Below are 18,089 nucleotides of genomic sequence, written 5' to 3' on the forward strand. Positions count from 1 at the left end.
ATCATCCTCCTGTTACCGCATAGCTGAATGCCTCGACGGTCTGACCAGACACGTCAACAGACTGCTCATTATAGTTGACTATAATGCTCACACCGTTTGCATAAGTCGTCCGAAAGACCTTACTTTGCAGCTGCTCATGATTCGTCATTTGCTGGTTGCTAATGCTGTCATAGACCTCTTTCAATGCGAGATAATTCTGCACAGAAGGTGCCAGCCAGTTCTCAAGACTAGAGCTGAACAGCCGGTCTGCCATGGTTCTCTGAAGATCGCTAGTCGGAGCATAGGTTAATTCATAACTTGGAAGGGCTCCATATTCCAGCGCCCGTAAGGTTTGGTTACGGGAATCATCGTACAGATTAACCGGGCTTGCTGTATAAGGCACTAAGCCGTGTAACACTAGTTGATAAAAAGGAATCGCCCGATCTGTATAGACAAATTGACTGGAGTCGAGCGGCACCTGATCAATCCGGTTCACATGTCCTAATGTATAAGCAAAACCATAATCTACTGCCGTGTTAAGCTCACCCTTACGGAAGTTATCCAATGCATTAACATAAGTATCTTCTGTAAGCTGGCGGTCCGTATTGGATTTATTATCCTCATCGGAGTATAGCAAGCTTCCAAAGTGTTCAAACTGCACACCCTTCACACCCAGATCCTGAAACTTGCTTAACTCAGCATTACTGCGTTTTGCGATAACACTAGGTTTCATTAAATAAAAATAGTCATCCGTATTCCACCGGGTAGAGAGATAATAGACGTACTGCTTCAAGACTTCACGATTAATACCGCGGACAGCATCTCTGCTTGCCTTCACGCCGTTGCTATCTTGGTAAGGTTTCACGTAGTTAGCTTTCAAATAAAGATTTACGCCCTTGCCTGCGGCATATTCCTGAAGCTCTTTTAGTCCCTTATTGCCTCCCAGCTTCTTCTCAACAGGGAATTGTTCTGGCTGGTTTCCGTATAAACCATTTTTGGACCATCCCTCGATCGTAATCTCTAGCTGAGTAACACCCTCTGCCTGATATTGATCAATCATGTCCTTGATTTGTTTAAACGTAGCTGCTTCTATAAAAGTTGAACCGATGACTTCATCACGTGAAATCCCACCGAGCACTTGAAGATACAATGGCGTGTTCTCAAGAACTACTTTCTTGACCTTTTTCTCTTCCATTAAGTAATTACGGTATTCCTTCGCCATCCCAACGTAGTTGGCTTCCTCGCCTTGGAGCAGAACATAACGTACGTTACGATCGGTTTTGATCATCTCACCCTGATAATAAGGAATTTGGCCGGAATTGCCGACAAAAATAACATCATCCTTGCGCAGGGTAAATTCACTTGATGCTCTATAAAGCGAAATAGCGCGAATGCCTGATGGAACACCGTTGATTTTAGCGTCGGTATCTCCCTTAGTAACAATTGCTAAATATCCTGTGTCTCCCTGATAGATCCCAAACACTGGCAAGGCGATAGCTTTTTTAAGAGGTGCCGCCTTTTGCCAAGAGTTATCCGTAATTTCATGATTTTGTTTCACGAAGGTTTCGTCCCCGCCGTAAATGTATTCAGAATAACCTTTCAAATAAGCGGGATGATCTTTCCGAAACTCCAGCAATGCCCCTGAACCATCTGGAAGCATCATTGCCCCCTCTGCATCTTCTCTAGCCGCATGAAAAAATGGCAGCACCTCCAGACTCGTGAATTTCGCATTCCCCTCTTCCTTCAAATACTCCTGTGGAATGGAAGCCTCAAATCCATTAGCAGTCAGTCTGTACTCCAGAGCAAAAGAAAGCTTCAGGCTAATAAAAGCAAACTCCGCGCGGACGACATCTTGCTCAATCGTTACGGTAACCGTGGAGTCTTCATCTTTAAGTGGGTAGACCTGTGTAATGTCAGCCCCCTGTGTGTATCTGGCATAAATTGGCGCGGTCGTATATTTCTTAATATTTGGCATGGCTGTTCGCTCCAGCTGTGGAGATCCAAGCCACTCCTTGTTTGTGATTTTGTCTGTGATGCGAAGATTTCCCGATTTCTCATCTACATATAAAATATAGCGTTCGTTCTCCAATGCTTTTGTTCCAGGCGTGACCGGCTGTAGCTCAACCTTCTGTACAGGTGCTGCTACAGCGGCTGGAGCCTGCTCTTCTGCCGGAGCCGTGGTCTCCTTTTCTTGCACAGCAGTGGCCTGCCCTTCAGCTGGTTCAGTCACCACCGATGTTTGCTCTTGCCCAACCTCTTTGCTTTCTTCAGTCTGAACAGACTGCGCAGCGGTAGACGGATCGGCGGAACTGTGTTCGGGTTGAATATTTATCACTGCGAACAGCATCATCACAACAATACAGAGAATGGCCCGCACTTTAACTTTTTTTCTCATCGTGTTACCTTTCCCTCCTTACGCGCGCAATCTCAACTCTTTGAGCAGATCGACAATAAATGAAACAAATTGATTGGAAATACCAAACAGCAAAATGCCTACAAACCAGATAATGGCGATCCCTATTACACTGATTATGGTGATAAAAATAACCTTTCGAATCTCAAAATCATGCAGGATCTTCACCTTCATTAAAATCAACCAAGCCACCCAAAGAATCACAAACTTGTGCAGCAGATTGAAGGTTGAAGCCTCATCCAGCGAAAGGATCAACGTTAGCAGTGTGACTGGGATGATAAAGAGCATGTATGGAACAAGCGCAAAGGCACTACCCACAAAAATCTCTTTAAATTTCCCCTCACCATCCATAATCGTACTGACACCCCAGTTCGAGATACACCAGGTCAACCAAGGAACGATAAGCCAAATAAACTCATGAAACATAGAGATTTCATGCGGCTCTCTAGTTTGAAAAGCATACCCTGTAATTAGAATCGAGATCATTCGTGCCACAAAGGTCAGTAGAACGATGGCAATCCCCTGTATCCAGCGGATACGCTGCTTTCCCTGAATATCGTTATAGAACTGATAAGGATGAACTACAACCTGATGAATCATTCGCAAAGTGTTCATCCAATCTCCCCCTTTGCCGGGTCCAATACTGCCTTGTTTCCTCTATACAGCCAGGTATGGAATCTCCGGTATAATCTCGGCGCACTCCAGAACAGTACTAAGAACAGTCCAATTCCGCCGGCGAAGAAATAAGTAAAGTGCTCCCGGATATACAATTTACGATATTCGCGGAAAGCGGATGAATAGTCAGCTTTGGAATTTGAAAGCTTGAAATAGCTCATAGATTCCTTATATTGCTCTGCTTTATAAAGCGCTTTGCCGATAGCCTGATAAGCCATATCATAATTGGCGTTTAATCGCAGCACCTCTTGCCATAAGGATTGCGCTTCGTCATAGCTGCCATCTACATATAGCAAAGATGCCTGATGAACCAAATCCGCAAACGGCGTGGTCCGGAAGCGATCGATTCTGCCCCGTCCTTTATCCACTACATAGATGAGACCATCAGCGGTTTGATCTACGGCGGAAGGAGTCACGAAGAGTCCATTCTGATCCCCGATCCCGCCGAAGCTGAATAACAAATTCCCCAGCTTGTCATATTGGAAGACTTTACTGGACTGCAAATCCAGCGCGGTTATAAATCCGTTCTTATCAATACTGATCCCCATAAAGGAAGCCATACTGAATGGACCCTCGGAGTAATAATCGCCGTACCAGCGTTTACCAATGTTCAGCGTATCTACGCCTACCGGAGATAACCGTTTGATCTGGTTATACTCTTCGCCCAGGGTTGTGCTGTAGATAAATCCTTCTTCATCCAGATCCACGTTGGAGAACTCAGAAGGTTTAACGGTCGCCAGCTGGTTCTGCTGCTCTTTGGTGGCCACCAGCTTAATTAAGAGTCGTGTCCAGGAGAAGCCTACATGGTTCGCTCCATAGAACCCCTTGAACTTACCGCCCGAGTCAATTTGCAGCAACCCCTGCGTGTTACCATCGCTCACCACATACATATAATCACGCTTATCTACAACTAATTTAGAAGGAGAATAAGAGAATTTAGCACCCAGTAATGGGCTATCCGGTTTTAGAAACTCTTTTACGAACTTGCCATTTTTATCAAAAATAGCAATACGCGCGTTTTTTGTATCTGCTACATATACCGTTCCATCCTCTTTCACGAATACACCCTTCGGCTCCTGCAGCTTGCCGCTGCCTTCCGTATCACCGATCAGATTTAGCAGACGACCGTCCTTATCCATATGAACAATCCGGCTATTGCCCGTGTCTACTACATAGAGTGAATCGTCATCACTAATAAAGAGAGATTCCGGATTTTTGAAGGACCCCGTATCTGTTCCTGTTGGATCGATAGAAGAATCGTAGAGATAACCATTAATCGAGCGGACCTCATTGCCGGACTGATTCCACGTATACCCCTCATACGGGGCTTCGCCAGCTAGCGCCTGCCCTGGAAGCAGCAGCACTGGCAGTGTCAGCGTCACCAGTAGCCCTGTTAGCAGCATTTTTTTCATATTACGTCCTATCATCATGACTCCCCCTATTCCTTCAGCCCCGAATGGGCCATTGTCTGAAGCACCATCCGCTGCGTTAATATAAAGACAAGAATAGTCGGGAGAATCATCAAGAAGCTTGCTGCTGCCAAAGTGCCTACCCTAGCAACGACTCCGGCTCCACCACTGATGGTTTGGATGGCAAGCGGCAATGTCTTCATTTCCTGAACAGTCGTATAGACCATTGAAGGATACGGATCATTCCAAGCAGAAATGAAGCTAAATAAAGCAAAAGTCGAAATCGCCGGCTTAAGCATTGGCATCACAACCACCCAGAATACCTTCCATTCTGAAGCCCCGTCTATGCGGGCCGCCTCTAATAAAGCGTCTGGAAGCTGCCGCAGGAACTGAGTCATAAGAAACATTCCCATCGGTGCAGCCAGATAAGGTAAGATCATTGCAAAATACGAATTCATTAATCCGCTGCGGCTAATCAGCAGATATTGCGGTATTTGCAGTACTAAGGGTGAAAACATCAGCGCCGCCACAATCATACTAAAGATAGCGCTTTTAAATGGCATATTGTGCTTGGCAAGCGGATAAGCCGCCATTGCTGAAATTAAGACACCTCCGACCACAATCCCCGATGTAACGACCACGCTATTGAAAATAAACCGTGAGAACGGCACCGCCGAAGTTCCGGTAATTAACAGCAAATCACGAAAGTTCACCAACGTCGGATTCACTACGAAAAACCGCGGTGGGAACAGGAATAGTTCGCTTGTTGGTTTTAAAGCAGTCACTGCCATATAGACAAGTGGCAGCAGCATAATTAGGCCAAACACCGTTAAGAACAGATATAAAAAGATGCCGCCATAGTCAATACGCCGTAAATTTATTTTGTGCATCCTAATCCCTCCCCAGCACTTTGAAGATGAGACGGTTGAGCCCAAGCATCAAAGCGAACAGTAATACAGCAATCGCTGACGCATATCCCATCTCAAAGCGGATAAATGCGTAGTCGAACAGATGCGCCATAATCGTATGGCCTGCATAAAGGGGACTCGGAAATCCAACAAGCCGCATACTGACGTCAAATACGGTAAGCGAACCGACCACCTGCATCACCGCACCGAATAATAGCTGCGGTTTGACGCATGGAATCGTAATGTACCATAGCTCCTGCCAGCGGTACTTGACCCCATCAATTGAGCCAGCTTCATATAAATCTGTCGGTACATTTTGAAGTCCGGCCAGAAAAGCAAGGAAACCTACCCCCATACTCATCCATAAGGAAACTATGATGATCACCGGTACGATCGAATCTACATTTTGTAGAAATAAATAAGGTTCATTGATAATCCCCAGCTGAATGAGCCAGTGATTGAGCAACCCCTTGCGGTCGCCGGCGAACAAATACAACCAAACCACGGACATTGCTACTGCACTTGTAATCGATGGCACATAGTAGCATAGGGTATAGAAAAAGCGGAACTTCTGCGGAATCTGGCTAATCAGCCAGGCCAGCAAGAAGGCCATAATATAACCTATCGGACCTGTAATAATGGCAAATTTTAGCGTAATCCCAACAGCTTTAAGAAAGATATCGTCGTCTACAAACAACAGCTTATAGTTAGAGAAGCCAATGAATCTCGGTGTCTCAATAATGTTGTAATAGCTGAAGCTTAGAACGACGGACATGATAATAGGAACAATAGTAAAAACGGTGAACAAAATCAGGAAAGGGGCCAAGAAATAATAGGAAACTTTATTTTTCTTGATATCTAACCAAAGCTGAGTCCATTTCCCGGGAGTTTTCGTCGGCTGCATCTGTACGGCTTCGTTCTGTGCCGGTGTAATTATTTCACTACTCATTTCTGACCTCCTTCCTCTTTGGCGCTTGAAGTCTGGGAAGTTTCAATTCCGAACTCTTCGCGTTTCTTACTGAGCTCTTTATTGATTTCACGCACACCTTGCTCCATCGCCTCCCGCGGGAATTTACCGTTGAGCACAATTTCATTCCAGATGTTGGCGATATGCCGGGTCGTGTAATATCCTCCAAGCACCACTTCGCGCTCTTTAAACCACTCCCACTGTTCCATAATGGCGTCGATATCATCTTGCTGCCACGGCAGACGTTTGAGTGCTTCAACATTGGCTGTATTCCAACGAGCTTCAACACCCAGCAAAGACTCAAGCTCTGAGCCGAAGTTCTCCTGTGCATCCGCACTGGTCCACCATTTCAGGAACTCCCAAGACTCTTCTTTCATATCCGTATCCTTAAAAATAATTCCTGTCTGTGCAAGCCCGCCTGTAGAACGGTTAATCTGTCCATCTGCTTGTTCAATACCCGGCATTGGTTTCATGCCCCACCAGCCTGTCAATTCAGGTGCGGCAGTAGATAACAGAATGTATGTGGAATAATCAGCAACGCCGATTGGCATCTCTCCAGAACGGAAACGGTTATAGAAATCCGCTTGTTTCTGCAGCTTGTAGTTCGTAAAGAGTCCCGTCCACATTTTCATAGCTGTCAGTGCTTCTGGTGAATCCAGATCAGACAACATCCCATTATTCTTATAGAAATCCCCGCCATACTGGAATAAGAACGGCGCAAACTCATTAATGGCTAGACTCGGATTGTTCGGGGCATGTGGATAATAGAAGTCCATCCCGTTTTGTTGCAGCACAGGAATCAGTTCCATAACCTCTTGCCACGTATTCGGAATATCCTTCTCGCTAATGCCCAGCTGTGCCATAATATCTTTCCGGTAAAAGAGCATCGTGAAGTTCTGATTCTCCGGCAATGCGAAGTCTCCGTTATCATACTTATAAGGAATCAGTGCACCCGCTCTGAAACGTTCAGCAACCTCTTGATAATCTGAGAATTCATTCAGATTCACGAGTGAATTCCGCACCGCGAAGTCAATCGGCACTTCACCCTCAACCCCCAGTGCCACATCGGGAGCAAGTCCGGCAGTATTGGCTAATAACAGAATCTGCTTCTGATCCGCTGCAAGCGTAGGAATAATATTGACGTTCACCTTGATGCCCGTGTTTGGTGTAAAGTCCTCATCCACCATTTGCTTAATGATCTCCGCCCAATCACGTCCACGAGAGATCCAGACATCCAGCACCTTTTCATTTTTGTACGTATTCCCTATGCCGCTGTAATCCTTTGTAAAAGAACTAAAGAAGTCATACGTCATCGTCCCTACACGGGTATACCAAGGAGCCGCGTCTTTAGGCCATGGCTGATCTTCCGACTTCACTTCAATATAGTCCATTACAATACTCTGCTTCATTAATCCGTTGACCCATAAGCCAAGCGATGACTGCAGATCCGTAAATTGCTGAAGACGACCTGGAATACTTGAGGTATCCTTCGCCATTTCCAGGAACCGATCACGTGCTTCATAAAGCGTACTCAGCTCAGAGCTTCCATCCGCAACGCCAAAAGCATACATATCCTGCACAGCATCATCCAACGTCCGCGCCATCAAATGTAAACGTGGCACAAGATTAGGAATGTTCTGCTCCAGCTGCCAATCCCCGTTTGGATCAGGGTTCGTTCCCGTTACCTGCGTGATTTCACGTCCCAAAAGAGACATTTTATGTGTAGTGTTCAGCACAGCTTCAATCATTCCGCCTACACCCGATACTTGAACTTCCATCCGCAACGTATGCTTGCCTTGTTCGAGATAAAAGAAGTATTCTCCGTCCTCATTTCCCAGCTTGTTTACTTGCCATTCCGCTTTGTAAGGGAATTTCAAGGCATTCAGCTCTTGGAACGGTACCTCGCCATCAATCATAATCCGGCGTTCCACCGGTATCCCGTTTAGGAACCACTGGCCGTAACGAATTGCGATATTGTAGAGCCCTGACTCAGGAATCTCGAAATCCCATTCCGCCCATTGTCCACCCGTACGCCACCCGACACCCCCAAAACTATTAAGCACAATAGCATCTTTGTTAAAAGGTTCGGTGAGTGGCTCCCGGTCCTCGATCCGCTTCAGCGTTGGATCTGAACGAAGGGAGGATTCTTCTGCCTGAATTTTGATCACTTGATTCTGAACAGGCTTGTAACCCTTATTCTCATACTCCTGCTTCACTTCCGCATAAGTCGGGAGCGGTTCTGGAGAAAATATTCTCAGTTCACTAAGTGCAGCCGGTTCCCGGATGGCTTCCAGCTTCACCGTATGCTCCCCTTTGGTCAGATAAAAGCGAAAGGGATCCGCAGTTCTGGCCTCGGCATCTCGAAACTCCCGATATTGCCAGCCTGTTACCTCTTCCCGCTTGGGATTAAATTCATTCCCTTGATTGTCCAGCCATGGCTCTGCACTTTCCTTCCACATCCGCTGGAATTCCATTTTTTTTACTTGAGAGAATAAATACTCCCCATCAATCTTTACGCTTCGAATGATCGAGGATCGTTTACCAGGAAGGGCATAATACTCCATCCCCATCTGATATAACCCATCTGCCGGAACCGTAAATGTATATTCCACCCAGCTATCCTCTGCTTTAAGCGCTAGTACCTTGCCGGGTTTTCCACCAAGATCCGTCATTACCTCTGTACCTTCAGCACTAATGGCCGTATAATCCGCCGAAGGAATAGCAAGCGTAAAATCCGATGAGTCCTTTGCTCCATCCTGCTGTTTTTCCTCGTAATAGCTTAAGTAAGAGGCTTCGAGTTTTGAATTCACACTATCGCTTTCTAAAATAGAGCTTTCATCAACATCCGCATAAACGGGGATGCCCTCCATCGCTGAATTATCAAACCCTCGTGATTGATTCCACCACACTAGGGAGACTCCTAAAAGTACCAGTAACAACAAACTAATCTTATATTTTCGCAGTATGCGTAACACGCATCGGTCTCCTCCCATCTTTACGGGCCTCTCGGACTTAAGTGAATACAAGCAGGGCAGCTCTGGCAATTGCAGGCTGCCCCTCCTGTTATTAGATTTCCTTACGGCTGCATTCCCATTGCCTTTTTAAAGGCAGCAATTTCTTTGGAAGCTTGCTTCAAGACATCATCACCAATTTTTTGAATAGCCGTCTTGGAATCTGTGTTCTTAGCCAGTGCATCACCGATCGCCGCTATAAAGATTTCCCAGCCCTTGTTATCTACTGGTGTAAGGTGTTTGACTGGAATATCGTTGCTTAATTGCTCATATAGTTTAAATTCCTCTTGCCCACCCAGATATTCATTTTTAGTGTTTGCGTACCAATCAAGACTGGAAATATCCTTGTAACCCGGCTGAATGGAATGTTTTGTCCAAATTTTCCAAGCATTTTCACTTCTCATGCTCCACTGAATGTAAGTCCATGCCGCTTCTTTATTTTTGCTTTGCGAAGGAATAACAAAGCTTGAGCCGCCCATTCCCACGTTAATTCCTATTGGCAAACGGGTTACCTTCCATTTTCCGGCAAGCTCAGGGAATGTTTCCTGAAGTCCGCGCGCTCCAAATGAACCCGATACGACACCAACTAAATCACCTTTCAGAACTAGCTGTTTACCTTCGTCTGAGCCATAACCGATATGAGGTGCCCAGCCCAACTGTTGTCCACGTTTTGTAATATCAAGAACTTTCACCATTTTGTCCGTATTACGTGTCCAGTTCATATCCTTATCAAAGTAGCCGACTTCATCTCCTGCCCATACGATCGGGCCATCGCTCCACTCCATGAAATATTTACCGTTAGCTTTCAAAATTTGAGCCAGGTTCAAGAGATTCTCTTCATCTTGCATGTATTCACCAAGCTCAGCAGGATCACTTGGCAATCCAAGCTCTTCAAAAATGTCTGCACGGTAGTAATAAACCCCCGGTGTCATATCCCAAGGCATACCAAGCAGCTGTGAGCTGTCTGGTGTCATCCAACGTTCCCAGTTATATGGAGCAACCAGATCTTTATATTTTCCAGCGTTATAAGGCTCTTCCAAAAGATTCTCCAGCACATTGCCCGCCATATAACGGTTCAACTGGTACATTTCTACTTCAGCTACATCCGGCGCTCCACTACCTGCGGCGATTGTCGTTTGCAGCTTGTCATGCAGGTCGCCAAAGGGCATAACTACCGTCTTCAGCTTGATTCCAGGATATTCAGCCATAAATGCAGCGCCGACTTCCTCGAACACTTTTTCATTAAAGGCCCAAACGGTAACCTCACCTTGAATATCTTTGCTTGGCAGGTCGTTGGCAGGATCTGCTGCTTCCGTGCCCTCAGTAGCTGTTGCATTGGTTGGCTCACTAGCATTATTAGTTTTTTCAGTGTTCGTTTTACCGTTGTTAGCTGCATTTTGATTCGTCGTTGAGCTTCCAGCGCTGCTACAGGCTGACAGAATAAGCACAAAAACCATTACCATACATACGACTAAACTGCTCGTTTTTCTTTGCGAAATCATAACCTAACCTCCCTCTTAAATTGAACAAATAAATGCTTGTTTATAGTGAAGGAGTGAACCTCCCTCCGTGACCGGCTATTTCCCCCCTTCCTTTAGTCTTAACACGGTCACGGAATATTTCGGGAATTCAAACTCCAGACTACCTTTGTCTACACTTACCTTTTGAGTTACAGGTGCCACCTTGTCAGGTTCAGCGAAGCTATTCTCAGCATTTAAATCGTCCGACTGAAGTACGGTAGCTGTTCCTTCCAGACTTGATGTGGCAAGTCCGGCAAAAGAAACATCCGTGCGCTGAGCAGTGTCACCCGCATTAACGACTTTAACGATCAACTCACCTGTGGCAAGATCACGGCTCGCAGTTTGGAACAGCGGCCCTGCTGGACTTTCATCGTTCACCTCTTGTATAAGCTCATCGTCGAGATAGAGCCGGATATTAGCACCTGATAATTCAATGCGGATATCGTACAATTTCCCAGTCTCAATCCTTACAGGAACCGTTCTTCCGATGACTGCTCTTGTTCCACCTACTGATTTTTCAATCGCGCTCTGCGTATTTCCCCAGCCGCCAAGATTCCACCAATAGAAGTTACCTTCATCTTTAGAGCCGAACATAATGAGCATGCCTTCTGCTCCGCCAGTCTTTTTCGCCTTAAGAGAAAGTGTATAATCACTCCATGAAGTCTCACCGGCAACTGCACGAATATCAATATCATTAGAAGTCTGCTTAAAAGTACCCTTGGATTGTTCCCAGTCCCCATTGTTTAGAGTCCAGGCTCCGGAATCCTTCTTGAAATGATCTTCAAAAAGAACGTCATCACCTTTCGCTACTCGTACATCGCTGTACTCTACCTGGGTGGCCCAAGTCCCCAAACCAATTCCACCTTGAATGGATTGCTTACCGGAGGTTTCTTCTTGACCTAGAGCCACAAGTGAGGTTGGAAGAACTACATCTCCCTTATTGCTTCCGAACATCTGCTGCACATGATAAGAAGGTGTTCCGTAGCTAGTCGATGAATCAAACACAATAGCGTCCGGGTTCCAAGTACGATCCTTCGTATTCACAAACAATGGAGCATAGGAGGACATTTTTACGATATCAGAATTCCGTTCCATGCCCATCATAAAAGCGGCCTCGCCGATTGCAGCGTTCAGATTGCCTTCTCCCGCACCCTTGGTCACCGCATACTCACCAACATAAATCTCAGGACCACTCCGGTCATAAGTATCGTATCTTTTCGAGTTGCTGAGGAACCATTCAGAGGTTTCATAGTAATGCTCATCAACCATCTCGATAGGCTCACCTTCAACTGCCGCATTGGCAATGAGATGAATCTCTGGATACTTCTCTTTAATTGCTTTATAAAACAAGCCATAACGCTTAATATATTCACTCATCTGGAAATTGTTTTCGTTACCAATCTCTAAATATTTCATATTAAAAGGCTCCGGATGACCATTGGCGGCTCTTTGTGCCCCCCATTTGCTAGTAACCGGTCCGTTTGCATATTCAATGGCGTCCAGCGCATCTTGTATCCATGGCTGAATTTCACTGACTGGAACGGTATTCTGCTTGGCTATAGGATCTCCGTTATGTGAAATCCCGATATAAGCTACATATAATGGTTCCGCTTTCAGATCTTCGGCCCATTGCAGATATTCGTGAAAGCCCAGCCCATCTGAGGAGCGGTAATCCCAATATCCCTTATGACCGGGACGCGTTTCAATCGGACCAATGGTGTTCTTCCATTGATAAGCATCAGTTGGCGTTTTCCCTTCCACAAAACATCCCCCCGGAAAACGAACGAATGCGGGTTTCATCGCAGCTACCTTTTCAGCCAAATCGATGCGAAGCCCATTCTCCCTGTTGTTCCAAGTCTCAGGAAACAAAGACACCATATCGAGATAAACAGTCCCTACATTGGCAGCAGAGATTACAATTCGTGCGTTTGCTACAGTACCTGTAGAAGTCAGTGTGTATGTATATGGATGCCATCCTTCTTTTAACTTATCAACGGTCTGTTCTGCATATAGCTCATTGCCATCTGGGCTCTCTAACGTTATACGCAGTGGCATATTGTCCCCTGGCTCTGGCCGCGCATAGAAAGACAACTTGTAACTGGCATCCTTCGTCAAAGCAATCCCCCAGTAACCATTATTCACAGCAGATACCGAACCACCCTCGGCAGCTGATGATACTGTTAAAGCCATTGCCTGGGTCTGAGCATCGTTCAAAAGCTTAGTGCTGGTCAGAGCAAGCTTCCCTTTACTCCCTCCTTTTTCATCCATCCACCAATTGAACAGTGTGACCGAACTATCCTCAAAGGAACGATTGGAAATCAGCTCTGCATATAGCCCTCCATCTCCCGCATGATTAATCTCTTCGAAAAAGGCTCCGTACAACATCGGGCTGATCTTAGCTCCCGGATTCGCCGTATCCACAGTCAACGTATATGCGGTTCCACTACTTGTGTTAGCTGCTGTCGCCGTTGGAAGAGTTTTCTTTCCCGCTTCACCCGTTGCTTCTTTGGCAGACTCCTGAGACAGTGTTGCTGGGTTTTCGCCCTTAGAAGCCCAATAATACGTCAGCCCGCCAATCGCAATCACGAAAATCAGTACCGTAAGCCATAGCTTCCGTCCATATTTATTCAAAGATAATTACCCCCAACCTTTTATTAGCGTTTTCATTTTTATGAAGTGAACAGATCCTTCCATTCGTAATAACTTAAAATCATTTCACAAAACCTAAATGAATCCGTTTCCATTGATAAAATACCATACTAAAATCTGGTTGTAAATAAATTAAACTAAACCTTTTTATACTTTTATGAATATAATTTCCAATAGATTTGCAAGAAATCAAGAGATTTATTAGTTTTTTTAAAACAAATTCCCTCTTTTCATCTCACCATCTTTATATTTTTCTAAAATAAACGGGGGTTTACAGCCCTAAGTAAGTTTAATTTTCATTTTTTCCTTCATTTATTTTACTGTTTTATTTTTCCATTCAAATAATAATGAAACTAAAATTAATTGTGTTGCCCCCAAAAAATCATATAAAAAAAGCTCCCCCTTGCCCAAACTCAGGCAAAGGAAAGCTATCGTTTAATTTCCAACTAAATTTAGTTCCGCCACTTCATAAACTTGTAATCAAGAAAATCAACAAGCAAGAAGAGAATAAAACCGACCAAGCTGAACAACATAATTCCCGCATACATCTCCGGATAATCTAATCTTAACCACGCATCCATGATGAAAAAGCCCATACCGTGCTCTGTTCCATAGATCTCCGTAAAAAACAGTACAGATATCGCCGTTCCAAGCGAAATACGAATCGTACTCAGAATTACTGACAATGCCCCCGGCAGTGTCACATGCCAGAACTTCTTCACAGCGCTGGCACCTATACTAGTTAAGACATCATAGGTATTGTCCGGAATAGCCTTAACCCCATCCCTTACCGAAATGATGATCTGAAACAATAGAATCAGCATGATCATTAGGATTTTGGACGTCTCCCCAAGCCCGAAGAACAGCATCACTACTGGAAGCAGGGCAATTTTGGGAACAGGATAGGTCAAGTAAACCACAGGGTCCAGCAGTTTGTTCCAGGTCAACGAACGTCCCATTAGAAGACCTACAAGCAGTCCAATAATTAACGCCAGTACCACACCTGCAAAAATTCTGAACAAGCTATACCCTACATTTATAGCAATATCCTGCGCTCCTAACTGAAACATCGCCTTATATACAGCAAAGGGACTTGGCAAAATCGAATGGTTCATAAGTAAAAATGCGATATACCAGACTACATTCATACAGACAAATACAAATAGCAGCCTTACTAGATGATGAAGTCGACGTTTGTTTACCATATCTCCTGCATTACCTTTCTAATCCGCTTAGTCTGCTCAAAGAAATCCACACTGTCCCGCTTATCCTCATGCTTCATATGAAACACCAAATGATTATCAATAATTTCAGGTGTAGTTTCTTTGTTGGACGGCATGACGATAATCTTTTGCCCCAGCAGAATCGCTTCTTCCACATCATGAGTGACAAATAATGTAGTCGTCGGGTTAGCCATCCAGTTCTCTAAAAAGAGGACCTGCAGCGTTTCCCTTGTTATCGCATCGAGTGCAGAGAATGGCTCGTCCAGCAACAGAATAGTAGGCAAAATGGCAAAAGCTCTGGCAATCGCTACTCTTTGCTGCTGGCCTCCACTGAGGGATAAGGGATAACGTTCTGCTAAATCAGAGATCCCCATCGACGAAAGCCACTGCTTAATCTGCGTCTCCCGTTCTTGCTTGGATGAACTTGCCGTATGCGTAATCTTCATCGCTATCTGAATATTATCATGTACAGTCTTCCAAGGAAGAAGCCCGTAGTTCTGCGGCACCAGCCCGATTAACGTTTCTTTCTCATGTACAGATTTCTCATTAAAAAGAATTTGTCCCTGATAGCTAGGCAGCAAGCCCGCAATCGCCCGTAATAAGGTTGATTTTCCGCTGCCAGAGGGTCCGATAATGGTGTAGATCCCATGTTCCGGCAAAGATAAATCCACCTGACCTAAGGCTAATTGTCCGCTCTTATATTCTACTTTCAGATCCTTTATGGCGAGTCCTTTATTTCTTGAATTGGACATCAGAAATCACATCTTCAGCCGAGATATTTTTGCTAAGCAAACCTTTTTCCCGTGCCCAAGCAAATGCAGCCTCTACTTCCTTCACATCCACTTGATAAGCTGGTACATAATCCGGTACCTTGATCTCATCTTTTAATGTTTCTGGATATCCTACTTCTTTGATTACAAGATCGATATATTCAGATTGTTCATGGGATTTCATATAAGCTACTGCTTCATCATAAGCAGCATACATACTGCGGATAGCTTCTGCTTTGGCATCAATTGCAGTTTGCGGGAAAGCTAATACGAACGGATTTACTCCCGCAGTTAGCGTTGAGCTCAGTACACGCAGGCCTGAGGTTTTGCCCATCGTTACAAAAGGTTCTGGCAAAATTGCCGCATCCGCCTTATTATTCTTAAGCAATTCTAAACGGGTCGGAATCTGTGGAACCTCTGTCACTGTAATATCAGCTTCGGTCAGACCTGCTTGTTTCAGCATCATGGCCACTGTATATTGTGTGGAGGTATTTTTGGACAAAATCACGGTTTTCCCCTTCAAACCCTTCACATCCTGGATCGATTCATTTCCAGTCAGCAAATCAAATTCCCCAAAAGTTGTACTGGTGATCTTCACATCCAGTCCAGCCTCATTGTAAATGGAGATCGCAACCAGGTCAGCACTTAGACCATCCAGCTTGCCTGCTTGAAAAGCTACATCCCGATCTTTGGCGCTTTTAAACGTCTGGATGTCCAGATCCACACCGTGGTTTTTATCGAAACCTTGTTCATGTGCGATGATAAAAGGAATAGCATCAATCGAGGGTAATAAACCGAGCGACAATGAGGTAACTTCTTTTGCAGCCTCTGGAGCAGCTCCCTCTGACGATTCTGTATTTGTATTATTTTTCGAACCACAACCCACTGCAAGTGCAGCGATGACAACAACCATCATAGATAACAACAACATTCTCTTTAGACCTTTATTCTTCATTTAACTCTCCTGCCTCCATTATTCTTTCTATAGTGTAATTCTCTGTAATATTCTTTGCTCACTCATAAATGTGCATGCAAAAAAATCCTTAAGCTCTACAAAAAAAGCTTTAGGCATGTTAAGTTTACCACCAATCTTTATATTTTGTATATTTATAAATTTAGATATAAGTAAATAGAAGCGACGCAAAAAAAGCTGACAGCGGAATGGTTCCGCTACCAGCCTCAATCTCTATATTATGGAGTTAGTAGATTTGTGTGGATTTTAATGACAGCTTTTTTAATCTGCTGCCCCGGTTGACCCATGCCCGGTCTGTGAACATCATGAGGGAAAAAGACCGCGAACATTCCAGGCTTCAAAGATAACAATATTTCATCTGCTGATGGGGGATAAAGCGCATATTCTCCTTCGGCATCGTAAGGCTTAATGGGCTCGATCCCTTCTTGCAGGGGTGCCCAGCCAATCGTTTCTTCACCTTCGATCAGATAATGCACATCAATATAAGTCTCATGCTTCTCTGCGGCTTGTTCCTCCAGCGATTTTGCCTCCAGAGCCATAATCGAAGCATACATTTCGTTCCCGCGGATTTCGATTCGCCCAAGATCAGGATCATGTTGTAAGATTACTTTCAATTCCTCAATAGCCTCAACAATGACAGGATTCTCATACTTGATATGCTCTTCCCAAGATGACAAAGAACCTAAGATCATAACTTCCCATTCCCCTCACATCTTAATGTGCTAAACCAGTTTCTCACTGACTGCTGAAGCTGTAGTTTCTTTATTGATTATGGATTGCTCACTAGTCTTCTTGAAATATTCTACATATAAAATATCAAGCAGATAGAGCTGCGATATCTTTGCAGATAATGAACCCCCTTGCAGCGGTCCTTCATTAGCACCACATAGCAGGGTCAGATCGGAGTACGAGGTTAACGGTGACTTTTCAAACCTGGTAATGGATATTACTTTGGCTCCTCGTTCCTTTGCTTTTCTCGCAACCTCAATGCTATCCTTGGTCGAGCCGGAATAAGAAATCACAACAGCGACATCCCGGTTAGACATCAACGCTGCCGACATCATCTGCAGATGTGAATCCATTAAACATTCCGTTTTGTTCGTAATGCGCATAAATTTAATCTTGGCTTCCATAGCTGTGACTAGAGAAGAGCCCACACCGAAAAACAATACACGTTCTGCATTAATCAAATACTCAATGGCCTCACTGATCTTCTGTATATCAATTAAATTATAGGTCTCGTTGAGTGCACTTACATTCGTGGTCAGCACTTTAGAAGCAACAGCTTCAATCGTATCATCCATCAGAATTTGATCGGTAAGCTGCGGGATCTCATTCTCCACAGTGATGCTATGTGCCAATGCGATCTTGAACTCTTGATACCCTTTATAACTTAAAGATTTGCAAAATCGAAATATACTTGATTCCCCAACATCACATGCATCTGCAAGATCAGTAATCGACATGTAGACTACACTTCTCGTATTCTCTAGTACGTAGTCCGCTACCTTCTTCTCCGTATTCGTCAAATTATTGTATTTAGAATGAATTGAAGAAAAAATACTGATTGTCCGCAAAAAAGCCCCTCCTTT

General features: G+C 44.6%; 13 protein-coding genes. All 13 read right to left on the bottom strand.

Going from position 1 to position 18,089, the window contains the following annotated elements; genetic code table 11:
- Position 1: 1 nt before the first annotated feature.
- The 13 genes from MHI32_RS25025 to MHI32_RS25085 all read right to left on the bottom strand — a co-directional run bounded on the left by MHI32_RS25025 (position 2) and on the right by MHI32_RS25085 (position 18,074).
- On the bottom strand, positions 2-2,374 hold the full coding sequence (locus tag MHI32_RS25025) for a DUF5696 domain-containing protein (protein WP_340011184.1): 2,373 nt from the start codon (positions 2,372-2,374) through the stop codon (positions 2-4).
- 18 nt (positions 2,375-2,392) lie between these two features.
- Positions 2,393-3,007 carry a YIP1 family protein gene (locus MHI32_RS25030; RefSeq protein WP_076303280.1) on the bottom strand — a complete coding sequence of 205 codons (615 nt, stop codon included), beginning with the start codon at positions 3,005-3,007 and terminating at the stop codon, positions 2,393-2,395.
- Positions 3,004-4,497 carry a hypothetical protein gene (locus tag MHI32_RS25035; RefSeq protein WP_340011186.1) on the bottom strand — a complete coding sequence of 498 codons (1,494 nt, stop codon included), beginning with the start codon at positions 4,495-4,497 and terminating at the stop codon, positions 3,004-3,006. Before MHI32_RS25035 ends, MHI32_RS25030 begins: the two co-directional genes overlap by 4 nt.
- 8 nt (positions 4,498-4,505) lie before the next feature.
- Positions 4,506-5,366 (bottom strand): carbohydrate ABC transporter permease, encoded by an 861-nt coding sequence (locus MHI32_RS25040; RefSeq protein ID WP_036679629.1) that lies wholly within the window; start codon positions 5,364-5,366, stop codon positions 4,506-4,508.
- A gap of 1 nt (position 5,367) precedes the next feature.
- Positions 5,368-6,333, bottom strand: coding sequence for a sugar ABC transporter permease (locus tag MHI32_RS25045; protein ID WP_052097291.1), 966 nt, complete (start codon positions 6,331-6,333; stop codon positions 5,368-5,370).
- Positions 6,330-9,260, bottom strand: a complete 2,931-nt coding sequence (locus tag MHI32_RS25050; protein WP_340011189.1) for an extracellular solute-binding protein — start codon at positions 9,258-9,260, stop codon at positions 6,330-6,332. The genes MHI32_RS25045 and MHI32_RS25050 overlap by 4 nt, the downstream gene beginning before the upstream one ends.
- A gap of 167 nt (positions 9,261-9,427) precedes the next feature.
- Positions 9,428-10,864: an extracellular solute-binding protein gene (locus MHI32_RS25055; protein WP_340011191.1), complete on the bottom strand. Its 1,437-nt coding sequence runs from the start codon at positions 10,862-10,864 to the stop codon at positions 9,428-9,430.
- A gap of 75 nt (positions 10,865-10,939) precedes the next feature.
- Positions 10,940-13,513, bottom strand: coding sequence for an alpha-L-arabinofuranosidase C-terminal domain-containing protein (locus MHI32_RS25060; protein WP_340011193.1), 2,574 nt, complete (start codon positions 13,511-13,513; stop codon positions 10,940-10,942).
- 470 nt (positions 13,514-13,983) lie between these two features.
- The gene (locus MHI32_RS25065; RefSeq protein WP_076186390.1) at positions 13,984-14,736 is read right to left on the bottom strand and encodes an ABC transporter permease; all 753 of its coding nucleotides are present in this window, start codon (positions 14,734-14,736) and stop codon (positions 13,984-13,986) included.
- The gene (locus MHI32_RS25070) at positions 14,730-15,506 is read right to left on the bottom strand and encodes an ABC transporter ATP-binding protein (protein WP_076129171.1); all 777 of its coding nucleotides are present in this window, start codon (positions 15,504-15,506) and stop codon (positions 14,730-14,732) included. The genes MHI32_RS25065 and MHI32_RS25070 overlap by 7 nt, the downstream gene beginning before the upstream one ends.
- Complete coding sequence (locus MHI32_RS25075; RefSeq protein WP_139329957.1) at positions 15,487-16,479, bottom strand: MetQ/NlpA family ABC transporter substrate-binding protein; 993 nt, start codon at positions 16,477-16,479, stop codon at positions 15,487-15,489. Before MHI32_RS25075 ends, MHI32_RS25070 begins: the two co-directional genes overlap by 20 nt.
- A gap of 236 nt (positions 16,480-16,715) precedes the next feature.
- Entirely contained in the window at positions 16,716-17,189 is a 474-nt protein-coding gene (locus MHI32_RS25080; RefSeq protein WP_076281915.1) for a YhcH/YjgK/YiaL family protein, read from the bottom strand.
- Between the two features lie 30 nt (positions 17,190-17,219).
- Complete coding sequence (locus MHI32_RS25085) at positions 17,220-18,074, bottom strand: MurR/RpiR family transcriptional regulator (RefSeq protein WP_051491079.1); 855 nt, start codon at positions 18,072-18,074, stop codon at positions 17,220-17,222.
- Positions 18,075-18,089: the final 15 nt, after the last annotated feature.

Source organism: Paenibacillus sp. FSL H7-0690 (assembly GCF_037980415.1).
Lineage (GTDB): Bacteria > Bacillota > Bacilli > Paenibacillales > Paenibacillaceae > Paenibacillus_AQ > Paenibacillus_AQ odorifer.

Coding starts and splice junctions, on each gene's coding strand:
- MHI32_RS25075 (WP_139329957.1), bottom strand. CDS start 16,479: ATGAAGAATAAAGGTCTAAAGAGAATGTTGTTGTTATCTATGATGGTT.
- MHI32_RS25040 (WP_036679629.1), bottom strand. CDS start 5,366: ATGCACAAAATAAATTTACGGCGTATTGACTATGGCGGCATCTTTTTA.
- MHI32_RS25035 (WP_340011186.1), bottom strand. CDS start 4,497: ATGATGATAGGACGTAATATGAAAAAAATGCTGCTAACAGGGCTACTG.
- MHI32_RS25030 (WP_076303280.1), bottom strand. CDS start 3,007: ATGAACACTTTGCGAATGATTCATCAGGTTGTAGTTCATCCTTATCAG.
- MHI32_RS25055 (WP_340011191.1), bottom strand. CDS start 10,864: ATGATTTCGCAAAGAAAAACGAGCAGTTTAGTCGTATGTATGGTAATG.
- MHI32_RS25080 (WP_076281915.1), bottom strand. CDS start 17,189: ATGATCTTAGGTTCTTTGTCATCTTGGGAAGAGCATATCAAGTATGAG.
- MHI32_RS25045 (WP_052097291.1), bottom strand. CDS start 6,333: ATGAGTAGTGAAATAATTACACCGGCACAGAACGAAGCCGTACAGATG.
- MHI32_RS25070 (WP_076129171.1), bottom strand. CDS start 15,506: ATGTCCAATTCAAGAAATAAAGGACTCGCCATAAAGGATCTGAAAGTA.
- MHI32_RS25025 (WP_340011184.1), bottom strand. CDS start 2,374: ATGAGAAAAAAAGTTAAAGTGCGGGCCATTCTCTGTATTGTTGTGATG.
- MHI32_RS25065 (WP_076186390.1), bottom strand. CDS start 14,736: ATGGTAAACAAACGTCGACTTCATCATCTAGTAAGGCTGCTATTTGTA.